Source organism: uncultured Desulfovibrio sp., from assembly GCF_944324935.1.
GTDB lineage: Bacteria > Desulfobacterota > Desulfovibrionia > Desulfovibrionales > Desulfovibrionaceae > Desulfovibrio.
Genome location: NZ_CALUYG010000053.1, coordinates 1 through 15,907, shown reverse-complemented (window position 1 = coordinate 15,907; position 15,907 = coordinate 1). Strand labels below are relative to the sequence as shown.

The following is a 15,907-nucleotide window of genomic DNA, read 5'->3' as shown; positions in this document are numbered from 1 at the left end:
CTCTCAGTGATTTTATCTCACTTCACAGCACCGTGTCAACAACTTTTTTTTCGTTTTCGTGAACTTTTTTCATCGAAGCGGCAAAGTCGTTTTCCTCAGCGCGGTGCGTGAAACTACTCAAAGCTCAACCCGCTGTCAACAACTTTTTTCCACTTTTCGATTTTTTTCATCCACTCGACGCGTTGTCGTCGTTGCGAGGTGTTAACCTAGTCAAAACCACTCTCGCTGTCAACAACTTTTTTGCGACCTCCGAAAAAATCCTTGCGGAACCCTTTCGTCCGCCCGTCGTCCACGGCGCTCGCTGTGCCATTGTCAAAGCCCGCTCCGTCCGGCCCTTGCGGCGTCCGTCCGGCGCGAAAAGTGTTTATGGACCCTTTCGCGCCAAAGGTCAAGGCAATTTTTCTCTTTTTTGAAAAAATCATCTTTTCTGCATTATTTCAAAAAGTTAAAAGGAGTTTTTTTTGACGCCTCATCGTCGTCCAACCACCTTTTTTCCCTCTTTTACCGGGGAATGCGGCGCGCGCTGGCCTGCTTTCGCTGCCGCGCCGTCCAGAAAAGCGGCTTGAGTCGTCGTGTCCAGCCGCTGGTAAGCCTGACGAACTGACCCACAAGAAAGGCGGAAAGCACCGTCCCTTCGCGCAGGCCCACGATCTCTCCCAGCACTGCCAGCGCCAGTGCGGCGGCGCTGATGACGAGCGAGATATCAAAAAGGATCTTGATATTGGCGAACATCTTCCGCGTCTTGTAGGCGATGGCGATGACCATGCCCTCGCCCGGCAGCACGGTGGCGTTGCAGACGATCTCCAGACTGACGCCCAGCCCCAGGACGGCCGATCCGGCGACGCACATGAACACCTGCCAGATGTAGTTGTCGGCTATGAGCGGAGTGGTCGCCCACATCCAGAAGTCGATGAAGATGCCGAAGACCAGCACCGCCGGCAGTTGCAGCATCTGGACAATGCCGAACTGCTTGCCCAGCAGCATTTTCTGGATGACCAGAAAGATGATGTTGCTCAGGAAGGTGAAGGCCCCCAGACTGAGCGGCAGCATAAAGGTCAGGGCGTACGGCAGACTGGTGATGGGCGAGGTTCCCAGGTGCGCATTGGTGATCAGGGCCACTCCCAAGGCGCAGACAAACAGGGCCACGCACAGGCCCCCGTAGCGTTTGGCGATTTCCTTTTTCGTTTTCATCCCCTCAACGTACGCCGATGACAGGGTATTTTCAAGCGGCGGGGAAAAAGGCTCATCTTCTTGCGCCGGAGGCTGTCCCACGGCGATGCGGCAGACAGCCCGGGGAGGCATGAGCACGCCCTTTCGCCGTTGCCCCTTCGCCGTACGACGCGGCCAGGGGAAAAGCCGGGCGACGAGGATCAGTTCATAAGCAGGCCGAGGTGTTGGTAGGCCTTGGCCGTGGCCATGCGACCGCGCGGGCTGCGCTTGAGGAAACCGCACTGGATGAGGTAGGGCTCGTAGATGTCCTCGATGGTCCGCACCTCTTCGGAACAGGCGACGGCCAGCGTCTTGATGCCCACCGGTCCGCCGTCATAGTGCCGGATGATCACTTCGAGCAGACGCCTGTCCATCTGGTCGAGCCCCAGCGGGTCCACATCCATGCGCTGCATGGCCTCGGCGGCCTGGGGACCGGTAATGCTCTCCTGCCCGTGGACGAGCGCGAAATCCCGCACCCGCCGCAACAGGCGGTTGGCGATGCGCGGCGTGCCGCGCGAACGCCGCCCGATCTCCTCCGCCCCGTCGGGGCTGATGGCCACGCCAAGGATGCGCGCCGTGCGCGTGACGATGCGGGCAAGATCCTGTGCCGTATAGTATTCCAGCCGGGCGACGATGCCGAAACGATCGCGCAGCGGCGAGGAGATGAGCCCCATCCGCGTCGTCGCCCCGACCAGGGTGAAGGGCTCCAGATCTATCTTGACGGTCCGGGCGGCGGGCCCCTGCCCGATGACGAGGTCCAGCTTGAAATCTTCCATTGCCGGATAGAGGACTTCCTCCACGGCGATGGGCATGCGGTGGATCTCATCGACGAACAGGATGTCGTTGCGGGAAAGATTGGTCAGGATGGCCGCCAGGTCGCCGCTGCGCTCCAGCACGGGCCCGGAGGTGCAGACAAGATTGACCCCCAGCTCCGAGGCCATGATCTGGGCCAGCGTCGTTTTGCCAAGACCGGGATTGCCGAAAAAGATGGTGTGGTCCAGCGCCCTGCCCCGTTCGCGGGCGGCGTCCAGATAGACGCGGAGGTTGGCGCGCAATTCATCCTGTCCGATGAAGTCCGCCAGCGAACGCGGACGGACGCTTTCCTCCAGCGCGCCGGCCTCCGCGGGGCCAGCCGCGCCGGGGACATGAAAGAGATCCTGAGCCGTCGGCATACTGATACGCTTCTCTCCCTGTATGACATATGGCGCCCGCTGCCACGCCGCGACGCCGCGTGGTGCTGACGGAATCCGAAAGGAGCGCCCGGGACTATGCGCGTCCGCGCGCCAATGCCTTGAGCGCGGCCCGCAGCGCGCCGGACACGTCAAGATCAGGCTCCGCATGCAGGATGTCCCTGACCAGCGCGGCGCATTCCTCTTCGCCATAGCCAAGATTACCCAGTCCGTCCAGCACGTCCCGGAAGACCGAACCCGGCCGGACGCCGCCGGAAAGCACGGCCGCTTGCGGCGCGTCCTCCACCTTGAGCTTGTATTTCAGCTCAAGAAAAACATGCTCCGCCGTCTTCTTGCCGATGCCGGACACCCGCGTCAGGGCCTGCACGTCATCCTCGAGGACGATGCGGCGCAGATCGTCAGGCCGGAAGATGGACAGGATGCCCAGCGCCGTACGCGCGCCCACCTTGGAGATGGAGAGCAGCACCTCGAAGGTCTGCCGCTCCTCAAAGGTGGCGAAGCCGTAGAGCTCCTGCGCGTCCTCGCGCACCACCAGCGAGGTGTAGAGCGTCAGCGCTTCGCCGCGCCCCGGCAGGGCCGACAGGGTATGCGACGGCAAGGCCACCTCATAGCCCACGCCCCCCCGTGTCACCACAAGGCAACTGCTGCCCCAGACCTCGGCCTGCACCCCTTCCAGATAGGCGATCATATTCCTCTCCTTCACTCCGGCGGCATCCGCCCGCTACCGGAAGGACACGCGCCCATGCGGCTTCCTTATGAACGCGGCCAAATCTCCCGCTTATTTTTGAGAGCGAGGGGTTCCCCTTCCCCCCATAAAAAACGCCGTCTTATTGTGCCGCCGCCTACCCGCCGATGCCCTGCATGCTCTTGAGGGCCACGGCAGCGCCCTGCCGCGCGCGCAGGATGTCCGCACCCAGCGGCTTGTGGCGGCAGGCGGCCCGCACCATGCGCGCCAGATACGCATCGGCAAGGCGGGGATGGCGCAGGGCGGGGCGCAGCGCGTATTCCCGGTCGGCGAACAGACAGGTTCGCAAACGGCCGTCACTGGTCAGCCGCAGGCGGTTACAGGCATGACAGAAATGATTGCTCAGCGGCGTGATGAAGCCCAGCCGCCCCTTGCCGCCCGGCAGGGAAAACATGCGGGCCGGGCCGGCGCTCTCCGCTCCGCTCTCGGCGGGGATGAGCTCCGTGCAGGCCCTGGCCGCGGCCAGCATGGCCTCGGCAGACCAGAAATAGTCCTCGCTCCAGAGCGTATCCCCGCCCATGGGCATGAATTCGATGAAGCGCACATCAATGGGCAGCGTGCGCGCGGCGTGGACAAAGTCCGCCATCTGCCCGTCATTGATGCTCCGCAGGCCCACGGCGTTGATCTTGACGCCGATGCCGGCCGCCAGCAGGGCATCCAGCGCCTCCAGCACGACGGGCAGCGTATCCCGCCCGGTCACCCGGGCAAAGGTCTGCCGGTCGAAACTGTCCAGCGAGAGATTGACGGCGCTGACCCGTGCGGCCCGCAGAGCGTCGAGATGCTGCACGAGCAGGCTCCCATTGGAGGTGATCCGCAGGTCCATGTCCGGGAACTTCCGCCGCAGCATGACGAGGAAATCGCCGCAGCCCTTGCGGGCAAAGGGTTCGCCGCCGGTAAGACGTACCTTGCGTACGCCAAGCCCGTACATGATGTCCACCATGCGCGCCATCTCCTCATAGCGCAGGATATGCGGATGCGGGATGAAGCTGTGCCGGGCATTGCTGTGGCAGTACAGACAGCGGAAATTGCAGCGATCCGTGACGGAAAGGCGCAGATAGCGCACCACTCGCCCGCGCCCGTCGGCAAGGCCGCTCATGCCGCGCCTCCCTGCCGGCGGTTGCCAAGACGGCATTTTCGATTTACAGAAGCGGCCATGAAACACCTGCTCATCGGGGCCATCGTGCCCATGTATTGCTTGTTGGCCGCCCAGCCGGCGGCGGCCTGGGACGGCTTCGATGCCGATTCGACGGAACTGGTGGAGATCATTCCCGACGCCCTGCCTGTTGAAGGCGAGAACGTGGACGTCCGCGACTATACCACCGACCAGACGACCACCTGCCTCGTCAAGTCCGTCACCCGCAACAGCCGCACCGTCGAGGTGGTGGTCCGTACCCCGGAAGGGGGGACGCGCACCCTCGTCATGGAAGGACGCTGATCCGCCCGCTCCCCTGCCGGATGCCGGCAGGCTGTCGGACGGGCCGGCGGCAGGTCCCCGCTCTCTTCCGCTACGGTCCCGGCAGGTCCCGCCAGATCGGGGCATATGCCGGCGCGGCCGCCAGACGGACGGGGCGGCTTTCGTTCCCGGTCAGTTCTTGCCCGGCTCGTGTCCCGGCAGCACCACGCTCATGCTTTCGGCCTGTCCCTGTCCCTTGGGACAATTGTCCTGCAGGTGGCAGATCTCGCAGCCCCCCTTGAAGGGATAATGCGTCACCAGCGCGAACCGGCGATTGAGGGTGGGCTGGCCTTCCTTGTATTCCAGCCCCAGCCCGGCCAGGGCCTCGCGCAGGGCTTCCGTGGGGCGCGGCGCGGGCGCACAGCCGGCGTCCTCCACCTGCGGCAGGAGCTGCTGTACGGCGGCCATGCAGAGGAACTGGGCCAGATTGTTGTCCTGCCAGCCTTCGGAAGGCGACTTTTCCCAGGTGGCGTCCACGGCCTGCTCGATGCTCTCCGGCAGCCAGACCACCAGATAGGAGATCTTGCCGGTCGTCACTTCCACCACCCGCAGCTCCTGCATCCATTCGCCCCAGAGCTTCACAAGGCGCTCCAGCACGGCGCCGCCGAGCCGGGTCTCCTGACTGAGGGTCATAAACCCTTCCATATCGAAATACGGGGTAATGCTGTGTTCCTTGATGACGGCTTCGCTCACGACGGCTCCTTGGGGTTGGCGGTGCTTTTTTCCGAATATTGTATTCACCGCCGGCCCAGCGTCAAGGGAAAAGCGCGGCCGCGGCTTTACTTCGCGTGAGCTCTTCTTTACCATTTATCCGTTCCACCAGCCAAGGAGAACCCATGAGCAACGATCATCCTGAAAAAATCCGCTATATCTACAAGATGAATCCTGAAGCGCGTCTGCAGACCGCGCATGGCGTCTGGGGCGGCATCAATCATCAGGGGGAACTGGAGCTGAATTTCTATCACGAGAGCAACGCCCTGCCCGAGACCACCGAATGTCTTGTGGCGCCGGACGGTTCCGTAGGGCCGGAGATGCTCTCCGATGCGGATATGGAAGTGCAGCGCATCACCCGCCAGATCCACTCCCGCGTGCTGCTGAACTACGATACGGCGCGCGTGCTGCTGGAATGGCTGGAGGAGCGCATCTCCTACCTTGAGATGGAGGAAGGCGAAGGGCCGGGCTTTTTCGGCGGCAACCGCTCTTCCGGGCTGGAGCAGTAAGCGGGCATGAAAGAACGCACCTACCACATCATCACCTTCGGCTGTCAGATGAACGTGCACGACTCCCAGTGGCTGGGGCGCGCGCTGGAGGCACGCGGCTTTGCCGCCGCCCCGCTGGAAGAGGCCCAGGTAGTGATGGTCAACACCTGTTCCGTGCGGGAAAAGCCGGAACTCAAGGTTATGAGCACGCTCGGCCGCATCCGGCAGGCCACCGGCGGCTCGCCGCGAGTGCTCGTGGGCGTGACGGGCTGCGTGGCGCAGCAGCTCGGCGACGCCCTGTTCCGGCAGCGTCAGGTACGCCTCGTGGCCGGCAGCGACGGCATCAGCGGCGCGCCCGCCGCCATCGAACGCCTGCTGGACGATCCCGCCCTGCGGCTCTCCCTGCTGGACTTCACCAGCCAGTATGAAGAACGCGAGCCGGGCGCTCCGCTGCCGCGAGCGGCGGCGGGGCACGTCAACATCATGCAGGGCTGCGACAACTTCTGCGCCTACTGCATCGTTCCCTATACCCGGGGGCGACAGAAATCCCGCGCCACGGCCGCCATCCTTGAGGACTGCCGCGCCCTGCTGGCCTCCGGCGCAAGCGACATCACCCTGCTGGGACAGAACGTCAACGCCTTCGGACAGGACAGAAGCGGCGACGGCACGAGCTTCCGCGCCCTGCTGGACAAGGTGGACGCCCTGCCCGACCTGGCCCGCCTGCACTATGTGACGCCGCATCCCAAGGACATGGGCCCGCGGGATGTGGCGGCCTTCGGCGAGCTGGCCCACCTCTGCCCCCGGCTGCATCTGCCTCTCCAGGCCGGTTCGGACAGGGTGCTCGCCCGCATGGGCCGCAAGTATGATGCCGACCGCTTCCTCCGGCTGGTGGAGGCACTGCGCCGCGCCCGCCCCGACATCGCCCTTTCCACGGATCTCATCGTCGGCTTTCCCGGCGAGAGCGAGGAAGATTTCCAGGCCACGCTGGATCTGATGCGGGCCTGTGACTTCATGGCAAGCTTCTCCTTCTGCTATTCCGACCGTCCCGGCACGCGCGCCAGTCGTTTTCTGGACAAGATCGCCCCGGACGTGCAACAGGACCGCCTCCTGCGCCTTCAGGCCCTCCAGGACGAGCTCGGCAGCCGCTGGCTGGCGGGACGCGTCGGGCAGGAAGCCGACGTGCTGCTGGAAGGCCGCAGCCCGCGCGACGCCTCCGCCGGCGACGGCGAAAGCTGGCAGGGCCGCGATGCCTACGGCGCGCCCGTGCATGTGACGTTGCCAGCGGGCGACCATCTCGGCCGAATGGTGCGCGTCCGCATCGAGCACGCCCACCGGCACAGTCTTGTGGGGGCCGTCAGCGAGGACCGTCCATGATAGAGATGCGCGTGACCGGTCTGGGGCTGGATGCCGGCAGCCGGACGCCCGTCGTGCATCTGCGCGACGTGGACGGCGAGGCCAGGCTGTCCATCCTCGTGGGGGCCATGGAAGCTCTTTCCATCTCCCTCATGCTCAACGGCGAACAGCTCCCCCGCCCCCTGACCCATGACCTGTTGCTCATGTGCCTCAAGGCATTGGGCGCGCGTCTCGGCGGCGTGGAAATCTGCGACATGCGCGACGACGTCTACTACGCCGCCCTCAACCTCCGGCTGAAGGACAAGGCCATCCGCCTGGACTGCCGGCCCTCGGATGCCGTGGCCCTTGCCCTGCGGGCGCAGGCCCCCATTTTCGTCAAGGCTTCCCTGCTGGCGGCCGGCAGGGAACAGGCCGCACGGGCCGGCGATGCCTCCCCGCCTGACCGGGCAGCCGCCCCCCAGCGACCCGACGCCGCCGCGGACATGGCCCGCCAGGCCGAGGCCCGGCGCAACGCCGATGCGCTGAACGGCCTGCTGCTGCGCGGCCGCACGCTGCCGCATGCCGACCCCGATGTGGAACGCCGCTACCGGGAGCTGCTGCGGGTGCTCGAGCCTGTCACCCTCCGCAAGATGTAGCCCCCGGCCCGGCCTAAAGCTTTGATTTTCCCCTCCGATAGGGAGCTTAACGGATGGGAAACTCATGCTGGATTATCGCCGCTTCAAGGAAATAAACGATCTCTTCGCCGCCGGCAGGACAGAGCAGGCCCGCCACCTGCTCATGGAGCTGCAATCTCGCTGTATCGCCCTGCGCGACGAGATGGAACGCCTCAAGGTGCAGATCCGCACGTTTGAGGACATCCTCTATCTTTCCAAAAACCTCAGCCGGGAAAACGGCTTCTACTGGCTCACCACACCCGGCGTCCGGCAGGGACCGTTCTGCCCGCAATGCTACGATACGATGGGGGCGCTCATCCGACTGGAAAAGGAGGACTACGCCCTCTGCTGCCCCTATTGCGGACAGCGCCATGCCCTGCCGCGACCGCCCGTGGCGCACGCCCCCGCCGGACGCATGGCCCGCATCATCCCCTTCGTCCGCTAGCCCTCGTCCCGGCGCGCCGCCGCATCGGCCGCGCCCTCTTGCAGTCTCCCCCGTCCCCTCGTATACTTGACAAGGAGCGTCATTGCGTCGCTCCTTTTTCCTGTGATGAGGCATCCATGAGCGTACCGACCAGACAGCCTTCCGTCCTCCTGTTGTGCAAGAGCGAACAGGCTGCCGCGGTGGACAAGCGCGCCCTGCGTGATGCGGGTGTGTCCAGCATCCGTACCATGACCTCCGGCCTTGACGCCGCGCGCATCATGGCCGGCCTCGAACCCGACAAGCCGCCCCTCACTCCCGATATCGTCGTTTGCCAGCACAAGCTGGACGATATCGACGGCGAACAGTTCTGCGCCCTGCTGCGCCTGCATCCGCGCCTGTTGGGCACGCCCATCCTGCTGCTTTTGCCCAACGACGATGAGGAAGCCCAGCTGCGCGCCCTGGGCTGCGGCGCCAGCGCCCTCATGGGCCGCCCCTTTTCCGTGGATGCCCTGCGAAAGAACCTGCAGGCGCTCATGGCCTACGACCAGCGCATGGCCCAGCTCGACAAAGGCCGGGAAAACGCCGGTCAGCAGGCCTTCGACGATGCGCTCGCCACCTATGGCGTCCTGCTCAAGCCGGTACGCACGCCGGACGACTATTTTTACGTCGGCATGCGCTGTCTTGAGGAAAAACGCTGGAACGCGGCGCTCAGCGCCTTTCAGCGCAGCCTCCAGGGGGCGCAGATCCGCGGCGAGGCCCTCCTCGGCATGGCCGTGGCCTGGCGCGGCAAGGGCGATCTCGTGCGCTGCCGCCGCTGCCTGGAACAGGCATCCCTCACCTTTGCGCTGGCCAAACGCTGGCACAATGCGCGTACGGTCTTCGTGCGCCTGCTGCGCGAAGATCCGCAGGCCCGGAGCCCCTTTCTCACCGCCGCCCAGCGCCTCATGCGGGAAAACCGCTATGCGGACGCGGCCCGGGCGCTGGCGGCCGGCATCGATCTGACGCCGCCGCAGCTCGTCGGGACGCGCCTTGCCCAGATATGTATGGCCTCCGGGCAGCCCCAGGCCATGTTCGACCAGCTCCGGCAGCATCTGGACGGCGAACTGGGACAGCAGGCCGCCGATCTGAGCACGGCCATCCGCTGCCGCATGGAGGATCTGCAAAAACAGCAGGCGGAACGCCAAAAGCAGAACGCTCAGGAACGCCAGCGGCTCATCGCCCGCGAGATGCGCGCCCGCGCGCGCGAGAATGACGCCGCGGCCGCCGGGACGGACGGTCCGCCTCCCGAGCAGCCCGTGGCGGCCCCCTTTGAGGCTTCCGAGGACGGCCCAGCCCGCAGGGGCTCGCCGGAGGCCTCCGCCCGGCAGACAGCCTCGCCATCCGGCATGGCGTCGCCTGGCGGACAGGCGCTGCCCTCGCTGCCGCCCGCGCCCGCCCCGGCCTTCCTTGCCCCCTTCTCGGAGGAAGATGCCAGCAGCACCCTCTTTCAGCGCCTGCCCGGCGTCAACGAACTCTGCTCCGTCATCAAGTGCACCTGGAAACTGGCCCGGCGGAACAAAGCCGGCCGGAAGAAGTAAGCCGCCTCCCCGGCCCCGCGCCAGCCCGACCCTCCGCCAGACGCAAAGCCCCCTCCCTGCGGCATGTCGTGGCAGACGGCAGGAAGGGGGCTTGCCCCGGCCAGCGGCCGGCATGCCGTTGGCGGCCGCCTCAGCTCTGGGCGCCCTGTTCCGACTCCCGCAGATCGCCGCCAAGCCCGCAGGCCCGGCAGGCAAGGCCGTCCACACGACGCAGCGACGAGGCCGCCCCGGCTTCGCGCGGCGGATTCGCCGACGCGCTCTCGCCATCGGCCTGGGACGCCGGCGGCGTTTCCGGGCCGGACCCCGCCTGCGCCCGCTGCTCGAGCCCCGTGTGCGCCACGGACATGAACAATTTGATGCGGTTGAGCTGATTGGCCTCGCTGCTGCCGGGGTCATAGTCCACCGCCATGAGGTTGGCGTGGGGCCGCAGGCGCTTGAGCTCCTTCATAACGCCCTTGCCCGTGATGTGGTTGGGCAGGCAGCCGAAGGGCTGGAGACAAAGTACGTTATTGACGCCGTGATCGATGAACTCCAGCATTTCCGCCGTCAGAAGCCAGCCTTCGCCCGCCTGGTTGCCGCGCGAGATGATCCCTCGCACGCTGCCCGCCAGATCGCTGATGCGTGCGGCCGGCAGAAAGCGGCTGCCCTTGAGCGCCTGCCTCATGGCCTTGCGCAGATGCTCCACGCGCTGGATGAAGAGCCAGCTCGTCAGGGCGGGCAGGATGCGGCCCCCGAGGCGCTGCCACGAATAGACCGGGTCCATGGAGCAGTAGAGGAAGAAATCCATCAGATCCGTCAGCACGGGCTCGCCGCCTTCCTCGCGGATATGCTGCGCCACCTGATTGTTGGCGTCGGGGTGATACTTGAGCAGGATCTCGCCCACAATGCCCACCTTGGGCCGCGGCACGCCATCCAGCCGGATACGGGAGAAGTCCCGCACGATCTCGTGCATATGCTCCCGGAAGACCGTGCTGTCCCCCCAGACCGAGCTGGACCGGGCCCGCCGCAGCCACCTGTCCAGCAGCTCGTCGGTCTCGCCCTCGTGCAGCTCGTTGCTGCGGCAGGACATGCTGACGCGCTGGAGCATGTCGCCGTACAGACACCCCAGGATCATACGGTGGAACAGCTTGGCCGAGATGCTGAAGCCGGGATGCCGGTTGACGTCGCCGCTGGTCATGGTCAGCACCGGCACATGCCCGAAACCGGCCTCCTGCAAGGCCTTTCGCAGCAGCGCCGGATAGTTGCTGGCCCGGCAGGGCCCGCAGGTCTGCGCCAGCATGAGCGCCGTACGGTTCGGGTCGCACTGCCCGTTCTTGAGCGCATCCAGCAATTGTCCGATGACCACGATGGCCGGATAGCAGGCATCGTTGTGCACATAGGTCAGCCCCAGCTCGATGGCGTGCGGGCTGACCGAGGGCAGCACTTCCAGATGATAGCCGGAATGATTGATGGCGCTCTTGAGGATATCGAAATGCAGAGGGGCCATCTGCGGCGCAAGGATGGTGTGCGTCTCGCGCATGGCCTTGGTAAAGACCGGCCGCGGCGCGGGCTTCGCCCTTTCCGTACGACGCACGGCCGCCTCCCGCCGCTCGCGCACCGCCGCCAGCAGCGACCGGATGCGGATGCGCGCGGCCCCCAGCGACGACCCCTCGTCGATCTTGATGAGCGTATGCAGCTTGCCGGCCCGCTGGAGCAGCTCGGCCACCTGATCGCTGGTGATGGCGTCCAGCCCGCAGCCGAAGGAGGTCAGCTGCACGCTTTCCAGCTCCGGCGTATCGCAAACCAGCATGCTCGCCCGGTACAGCCGGGAATGATAGCTCCACTGGTCAAGCACCCGCAGATTGTCGTCCAGCCGTCCCAGATGGGCCACGCTGTCCTCGCTGAGCACCGCCGCCCCGAGGGAGGCGATGTAGTCCGGCAAGCCGTGGTGCACGGCCGGATCCACATGGTAAGGCCGCCCGCACAGCACGATGCCCAGCCCGTTGGACCGCCGCACCAGTTCCAGCACCCGCTCGCCCTCGGCACGCAGCTCGGCGCGGTACTTCTCGAATTCCTGCTGGGCGGCGCGCCCGGCCTCGCGCAATTCTCCCTTGGGCAGGCCGAATTCTTCATGCATGCGTTCCACCAGCGCATCCAGGCTCTGCAGGGAGACAAAGGGCGTGTGCAGATGAACGTCCTGCTGCCGCGCCTCATCGATATTGAGGCGGATGACCTCGGGATAGCCGGAGACCACCGGACAGTTGTAGCCGTTGGCCTTGGTGATGGCGTCGCCCCGCTCGCGCGGCAGGCAGGGGAAGAAGATGCGCCTGACCCCCTGCTGCAGCAGGGCCGTCACATGGCCGTGCGCCAGCTTGGCCGGATAGCAGACCGTCTGCGACGGCATGGAGGACAACCCAAGATCGAAGACCTCCTTGCCCGATTCCGGCGACAGGATGACCCGGAAGCCCAGCCTGGTGAAAAAGGTGAACCAGAACGGATAATGCTCGAAAATGTTGAGCACCCGCGGGATGCCGATGATGCCGCGCGGCGCGTCCGCCTCGGGCAGCGGCGTGTAGTCGAAAAGCCGCCGGTTCTTCCAGGCGTAGATATTGGGCATGGGCCGCGCGTCCTCGTGCGCCGCGCCAAGCTGGCTCGCGCCGCGTTCACAGCGGTTGCCGGCCACAAAGCGCCGCCCGTTGGAAAAACGGTTCAGGGTCAGGCGGCAGTGGTTGCCGCAGCCCTTGCAGCGCAGATGCTTCGTCTCGATGCGCAGGGCCCGCAGCGTTGCGGATTCCAGCGGGTGACGGCCGCCCTCTTCCACCGGACGGCGGGCCGCCAGCAGGGCCGCGCCATAAGCGCCCATGAGCCCGGCGATGTCGGGACGGAAGACCTCCCGCTGCAACAGACGCTCCATGACCCGCAGCAGGGCGTCGTTCATAAAGGAACCGCCCTGCACCAGCACCCTGTCGCCCAGCTCGTCGGGACTGCGCAGCCGCAGCACCTTGTACAAGGCATTGCGTACCACGGAATAACACAGCCCGGCGGCGATATCCCCGATGTCCGCGCCCTCCTTCTGGGCCTGCTTGACCTTGGAGTTCATAAAGACCGTGCAGCGCGATCCCAGATCAACGGGATGCCGGGCAAAGAGCGCCGCCCGCACGAAGTCCTCCATGCTCAGGTTGAGACTCTGGGCAAAGGTCTCCAGAAAGGCCCCGCAGCCGGCCGAGCAGGCCTCGTTGAGGGTCACGCCCGCAATGCAGCCGTCTCTGGCCTTGAGGCACTTCATGTCCTGCCCGCCGATGTCGATGACGTAGGTCGTCTGCGGCTCCAGCCGGCAGGCGGCCTTGAGATGCGCCACGGTCTCCACCTCGGTGAGCGAGGACCCCAGCGCCGCCTGGGCGAAGGCCGCGCCGTAGCCGGTGCAGGCGCTGTCCTCGATCCAGGCGCCCTCGGGCAGGGAATCCGCCAGATCGGCCACATACGGCAAAAGCTCGGCCAGCGGATCGCCCTGATTGCGACGGTACCAGGTGGTGATGACCGAGCCCTCCCGGTCGGTCAGAACGGCCTTGACCGTGGTGGAGCCCAGATCGACCCCCAGATAGAGCGGGCCGCGCGCATCCTCCAGCTGACGACGGCTCACCGCGCCCGCCGCGTGGCGCTGCCGGAAGGCCGCGTACTCCTCCTCATCTTCAAAAAGTGGCGCGAGCGTGGCCGTGCGTTCGCCGTCCAGCGCCCGGGTGCGGGCGCGTTCGGCCAGTTCCTCCACCCGCAGCGGCGCGGACTGCACGGGTCGCGGCTGCCCCGGCAACGCCATAAGGCTCAGAGCCGTGCCCCGCGCCACGATGTACTGGGCATCCGGCACGTCCATGACCTCTTCCGGCTTCAGCTGGAGCGTCTCGATGAAGCGTTGCCGCAAGGCGGAAAGAAAGTGCAGCGGCCCGCCCAAAAAGGCCACCCTGCCCCGTATGGGATGCCCGCAGGCCAGCCCGCCGATGGTCTGTTCCACCACGGCCTGGAAGATGGACGCCGCCAGATCCTCGCGGGCCGCCCCCTCGTTGAGCAGCGGCACCACGTCGGTCTTGGCGAACACCCCGCAGCGGGAGGCTATGGGATAGATGGTCGTATGCTTCAACGCAAGTTCGTTGAGGCCCGGCGCATCCGTATGCAGCAGCACGGCCATCTGATCGATGAAAGCCCCGGTGCCGCCCGCGCAGGCCTCGTTCATGCGCAGATTGTCCGACCCATCGGAAAAATACAGGATCTTGGCATCCTCGCCGCCCAGCTCCACCGCCACGTCCGTTTGCGGCGCCAGCACCGAGATGGCCCGCGAGGTGGCCAGCACCTCCTGCACGAAAGGCAGCTCCAGCGCCTGCGCCAGCTTCAGCGCGGCCGAGCCGGTGATGGCGGCCCGCACCCGCAGCCCGGGGTATTTGGCCGCCAGCTCGTCCAGCAGGGTGCAAAGGGTCGCGCGTACCGCCGCGCCATGCCGCTGGTAGCGCGCTTCCAGCAAATCGCCCGCCTCATCCACCAGAGCCAGCTTGACCGTGGTGGAACCGGCATCCAGTCCCAGATAGAGCACGGAATCGTCCATGTCCGCCAATCCTTGCCGCCGTGGCGGCCTTTTCACCCTGTGCGGGTGTGCGTCTCAACAAAATATCTTTGGCGCGGCGTCGCTCAGCAGGCGCAGCCCTGCCGCTGCCGCCAGCTCCGCGCCGCCGCATCCAGTACGGTCATGGCCATGTCGCCCATGTGGTTCTGTACCCGCGGGGCCTGACACAGCAGCGGCACCAGCGCCGACGAAAAGCGCCTGTCCGCCACCAGCAGAAGCACGAAGGGGCCCAGCGCGCTCACCAGACAGCACTCCAGCTCCGGCGCGTCCTGCGGTATGCCGGTCATGTCGCTGATGATGCCCTTGATGATCCGGAATTTGGCCGCGACAACCCGGCGCATGACCTCCTGGAAATACACCGTGGGCGCCACGATCTCCCGGGCCCAGGCGCGCATATGCCATTGCTGCGGCGCCGCCAGCCCGGCCATGAGCGCCCCCACGATGCGCTGCATCTTCTCCCGCGCGGGGATGGCCTCCCCCGCCAGATTATCCAGGAACTCCCTGTCGATGATGCGGTTGTGCATGTCTTCCAGAACGGCCAGGTACAAGCCCTCACGACTGCCAAAATGATAATTGATGGCCGCCATGTTGATGTTGGCCGTCTCGCAGATCCGCTTTGAGGTGGTCTGCGCAAAACCGTTTTCCGCCATGAGTCGGCCGGCGGTCTCGATGATGCGGGCACGCGTCTGCTCGCCGTCCACCCGTCCTGAACGTACGGCCGGGCCTGTCTCGCCCGCCGGGATGATCGTGTTTTTGCTGGGCATGTTGTTCTCGCTTCCAGACCGAAGACACCGGAGAAGGACTCTCGCCATCACAACGGCGCACGCGCAAGATTATCTAATTCAAATTTAAATTTCAACGCGGCGAATATTTCATTTTGTTACAAAGTGTGATGACGCGGTGTTGCGGGGAAAGGGGGGACTTTTTGCAAAACGTCCCCCCTTTCCCCTTCAAAAACTCTTGCCGGGGAGGATGACAGGGAGGAGCCGCCCGGCAAGGCGTCCCCTGACCGCCGGCCCCCCAGAGGGGGTCAGCGGCGGGCGGTGCTGCTCTTCTTTTTTGATTGGGTCGCGGGATGGCGGCTTCGGCCCGGCGTCCCGGCCGGGTCGCCTGCGCGGCGGGCGGCAGGGGATAAGGGGCCTGGGCGGCCCCTTACCCCCTACAACCCCCAACCCCGCCTTCTGGCAGCCTTCCCTTACAAGGAGCGTGTCACGCCAGATCTATCCCGTCCCCCCTCCCTGCCGCGCGTCATAGGGCCTTCGCCCTTCCGCTGTCCCGTGCACGCACGGGACGAGCGTCCGGGCGGCGTCGGAGCTTCCGCCCCTGCGGGGCGGCGATCTCCTCCGCGCCATGACGCGCTTACGACTTCAAAAAGGATGACGGAAAACCCACGGAAACGGAGGACGCCACGTTGCGCAATGGGTGAAGGCAACGATTTTCCCCCTAGGGTCAGGACTCATTAAAGGTAAAAAATGACAATGGCAGCAATATGGATTGCCGAAAGGAATGTATGGGC

General features: G+C 65.6%; 13 protein-coding genes. 6 read left to right on the top strand and 7 right to left on the bottom strand.

Features of this window, described 5'->3' with window-relative positions:
• Window positions 1–501 precede the first annotated feature (501 nt).
• The 4 genes from Q0J54_RS10710 to moaA all read right to left on the bottom strand — a co-directional run bounded on the left by Q0J54_RS10710 (window position 502) and on the right by moaA (window position 4,240).
• On the bottom strand, window positions 502–1,191 hold the full coding sequence (locus Q0J54_RS10710; RefSeq protein ID WP_296305557.1) for a DUF6198 family protein: 690 nt from the start codon (window positions 1,189–1,191) through the stop codon (window positions 502–504).
• A gap of 179 nt (window positions 1,192–1,370) precedes the next feature.
• Window positions 1,371–2,381 (bottom strand): Holliday junction branch migration DNA helicase RuvB, encoded by a 1,011-nt coding sequence (gene ruvB, locus Q0J54_RS10705; protein ID WP_296305556.1) that lies wholly within the window; start codon window positions 2,379–2,381, stop codon window positions 1,371–1,373.
• Window positions 2,382–2,475: 94 nt separating this feature from the next.
• A complete protein-coding gene (gene ruvA / locus Q0J54_RS10700) occupies window positions 2,476–3,087 on the bottom strand; it encodes a Holliday junction branch migration protein RuvA (protein WP_296305554.1) in 612 nt (203 codons plus the stop codon).
• Between the two features lie 154 nt (window positions 3,088–3,241).
• Window positions 3,242–4,240, bottom strand: a complete 999-nt coding sequence (gene moaA, locus Q0J54_RS10695) for a GTP 3',8-cyclase MoaA (RefSeq protein ID WP_296305552.1) — start codon at window positions 4,238–4,240, stop codon at window positions 3,242–3,244.
• A 57-nt stretch (window positions 4,241–4,297) separates the two neighbouring features.
• Between moaA and Q0J54_RS10690 the strand changes: the two genes are divergently transcribed.
• Complete coding sequence (locus tag Q0J54_RS10690) at window positions 4,298–4,579, top strand: DUF5334 family protein (protein WP_296305550.1); 282 nt, start codon at window positions 4,298–4,300, stop codon at window positions 4,577–4,579.
• A 150-nt stretch (window positions 4,580–4,729) separates the two neighbouring features.
• Here the strand turns inward: Q0J54_RS10690 and Q0J54_RS10685 are convergent, their stop codons facing one another.
• Entirely contained in the window at window positions 4,730–5,290 is a 561-nt protein-coding gene (locus Q0J54_RS10685; protein ID WP_296305548.1) for a hypothetical protein, read from the bottom strand.
• Window positions 5,291–5,433: 143 nt separating this feature from the next.
• Between Q0J54_RS10685 and Q0J54_RS10680 the strand changes: the two genes are divergently transcribed.
• From Q0J54_RS10680 to Q0J54_RS10660, 5 genes are all read left to right on the top strand, one after another.
• Complete coding sequence (locus Q0J54_RS10680; protein ID WP_296305547.1) at window positions 5,434–5,817, top strand: hypothetical protein; 384 nt, start codon at window positions 5,434–5,436, stop codon at window positions 5,815–5,817.
• A gap of 6 nt (window positions 5,818–5,823) precedes the next feature.
• On the top strand, window positions 5,824–7,170 hold the full coding sequence (gene miaB / locus Q0J54_RS10675) for a tRNA (N6-isopentenyl adenosine(37)-C2)-methylthiotransferase MiaB (RefSeq protein ID WP_296305545.1): 1,347 nt from the start codon (window positions 5,824–5,826) through the stop codon (window positions 7,168–7,170).
• Window positions 7,167–7,784: a bifunctional nuclease family protein gene (locus Q0J54_RS10670; RefSeq protein ID WP_296305543.1), complete on the top strand. Its 618-nt coding sequence runs from the start codon at window positions 7,167–7,169 to the stop codon at window positions 7,782–7,784. The genes miaB and Q0J54_RS10670 overlap by 4 nt, the downstream gene beginning before the upstream one ends.
• Before the next feature lie 64 nt (window positions 7,785–7,848).
• The gene (locus Q0J54_RS10665; protein WP_296305541.1) at window positions 7,849–8,247 is read left to right on the top strand and encodes a hypothetical protein; all 399 of its coding nucleotides are present in this window, start codon (window positions 7,849–7,851) and stop codon (window positions 8,245–8,247) included.
• Window positions 8,248–8,363: 116 nt separating this feature from the next.
• Window positions 8,364–9,803 carry a response regulator gene (locus Q0J54_RS10660; protein WP_296305539.1) on the top strand — a complete coding sequence of 480 codons (1,440 nt, stop codon included), beginning with the start codon at window positions 8,364–8,366 and terminating at the stop codon, window positions 9,801–9,803.
• 130 nt (window positions 9,804–9,933) lie between these two features.
• Here Q0J54_RS10660 and Q0J54_RS10655 read toward each other — a convergent pair whose 3' ends face one another.
• Complete coding sequence (locus Q0J54_RS10655; protein ID WP_296305537.1) at window positions 9,934–14,373, bottom strand: acyl-CoA dehydratase activase-related protein; 4,440 nt, start codon at window positions 14,371–14,373, stop codon at window positions 9,934–9,936.
• A gap of 83 nt (window positions 14,374–14,456) precedes the next feature.
• A complete protein-coding gene (locus Q0J54_RS10650) occupies window positions 14,457–15,155 on the bottom strand; it encodes a TetR/AcrR family transcriptional regulator (protein WP_296305535.1) in 699 nt (232 codons plus the stop codon).
• Window positions 15,156–15,907: the final 752 nt, after the last annotated feature.

What these genes read in the sequence shown, in the direction of transcription:
- Q0J54_RS10710 (WP_296305557.1), bottom strand. Translation starts at nt 1,191, where the DNA reads ATGAAAACGAAAAAGGAAATCGCCAAACGCTACGGGGGCCTGTGCGTG.
- ruvB (WP_296305556.1), bottom strand. Translation starts at nt 2,381, where the DNA reads ATGCCGACGGCTCAGGATCTCTTTCATGTCCCCGGCGCGGCTGGCCCC.
- ruvA (WP_296305554.1), bottom strand. Translation starts at nt 3,087, where the DNA reads ATGATCGCCTATCTGGAAGGGGTGCAGGCCGAGGTCTGGGGCAGCAGT.
- moaA (WP_296305552.1), bottom strand. Translation starts at nt 4,240, where the DNA reads ATGAGCGGCCTTGCCGACGGGCGCGGGCGAGTGGTGCGCTATCTGCGC.
- Q0J54_RS10690 (WP_296305550.1), top strand. Translation starts at nt 4,298, where the DNA reads ATGAAACACCTGCTCATCGGGGCCATCGTGCCCATGTATTGCTTGTTG.
- Q0J54_RS10680 (WP_296305547.1), top strand. Translation starts at nt 5,434, where the DNA reads ATGAGCAACGATCATCCTGAAAAAATCCGCTATATCTACAAGATGAAT.
- miaB (WP_296305545.1), top strand. Translation starts at nt 5,824, where the DNA reads ATGAAAGAACGCACCTACCACATCATCACCTTCGGCTGTCAGATGAAC.
- Q0J54_RS10670 (WP_296305543.1), top strand. Translation starts at nt 7,167, where the DNA reads ATGATAGAGATGCGCGTGACCGGTCTGGGGCTGGATGCCGGCAGCCGG.
- Q0J54_RS10665 (WP_296305541.1), top strand. Translation starts at nt 7,849, where the DNA reads ATGCTGGATTATCGCCGCTTCAAGGAAATAAACGATCTCTTCGCCGCC.
- Q0J54_RS10660 (WP_296305539.1), top strand. Translation starts at nt 8,364, where the DNA reads ATGAGCGTACCGACCAGACAGCCTTCCGTCCTCCTGTTGTGCAAGAGC.
- Q0J54_RS10655 (WP_296305537.1), bottom strand. Translation starts at nt 14,373, where the DNA reads ATGGACGATTCCGTGCTCTATCTGGGACTGGATGCCGGTTCCACCACG.
- Q0J54_RS10650 (WP_296305535.1), bottom strand. Translation starts at nt 15,155, where the DNA reads ATGCCCAGCAAAAACACGATCATCCCGGCGGGCGAGACAGGCCCGGCC.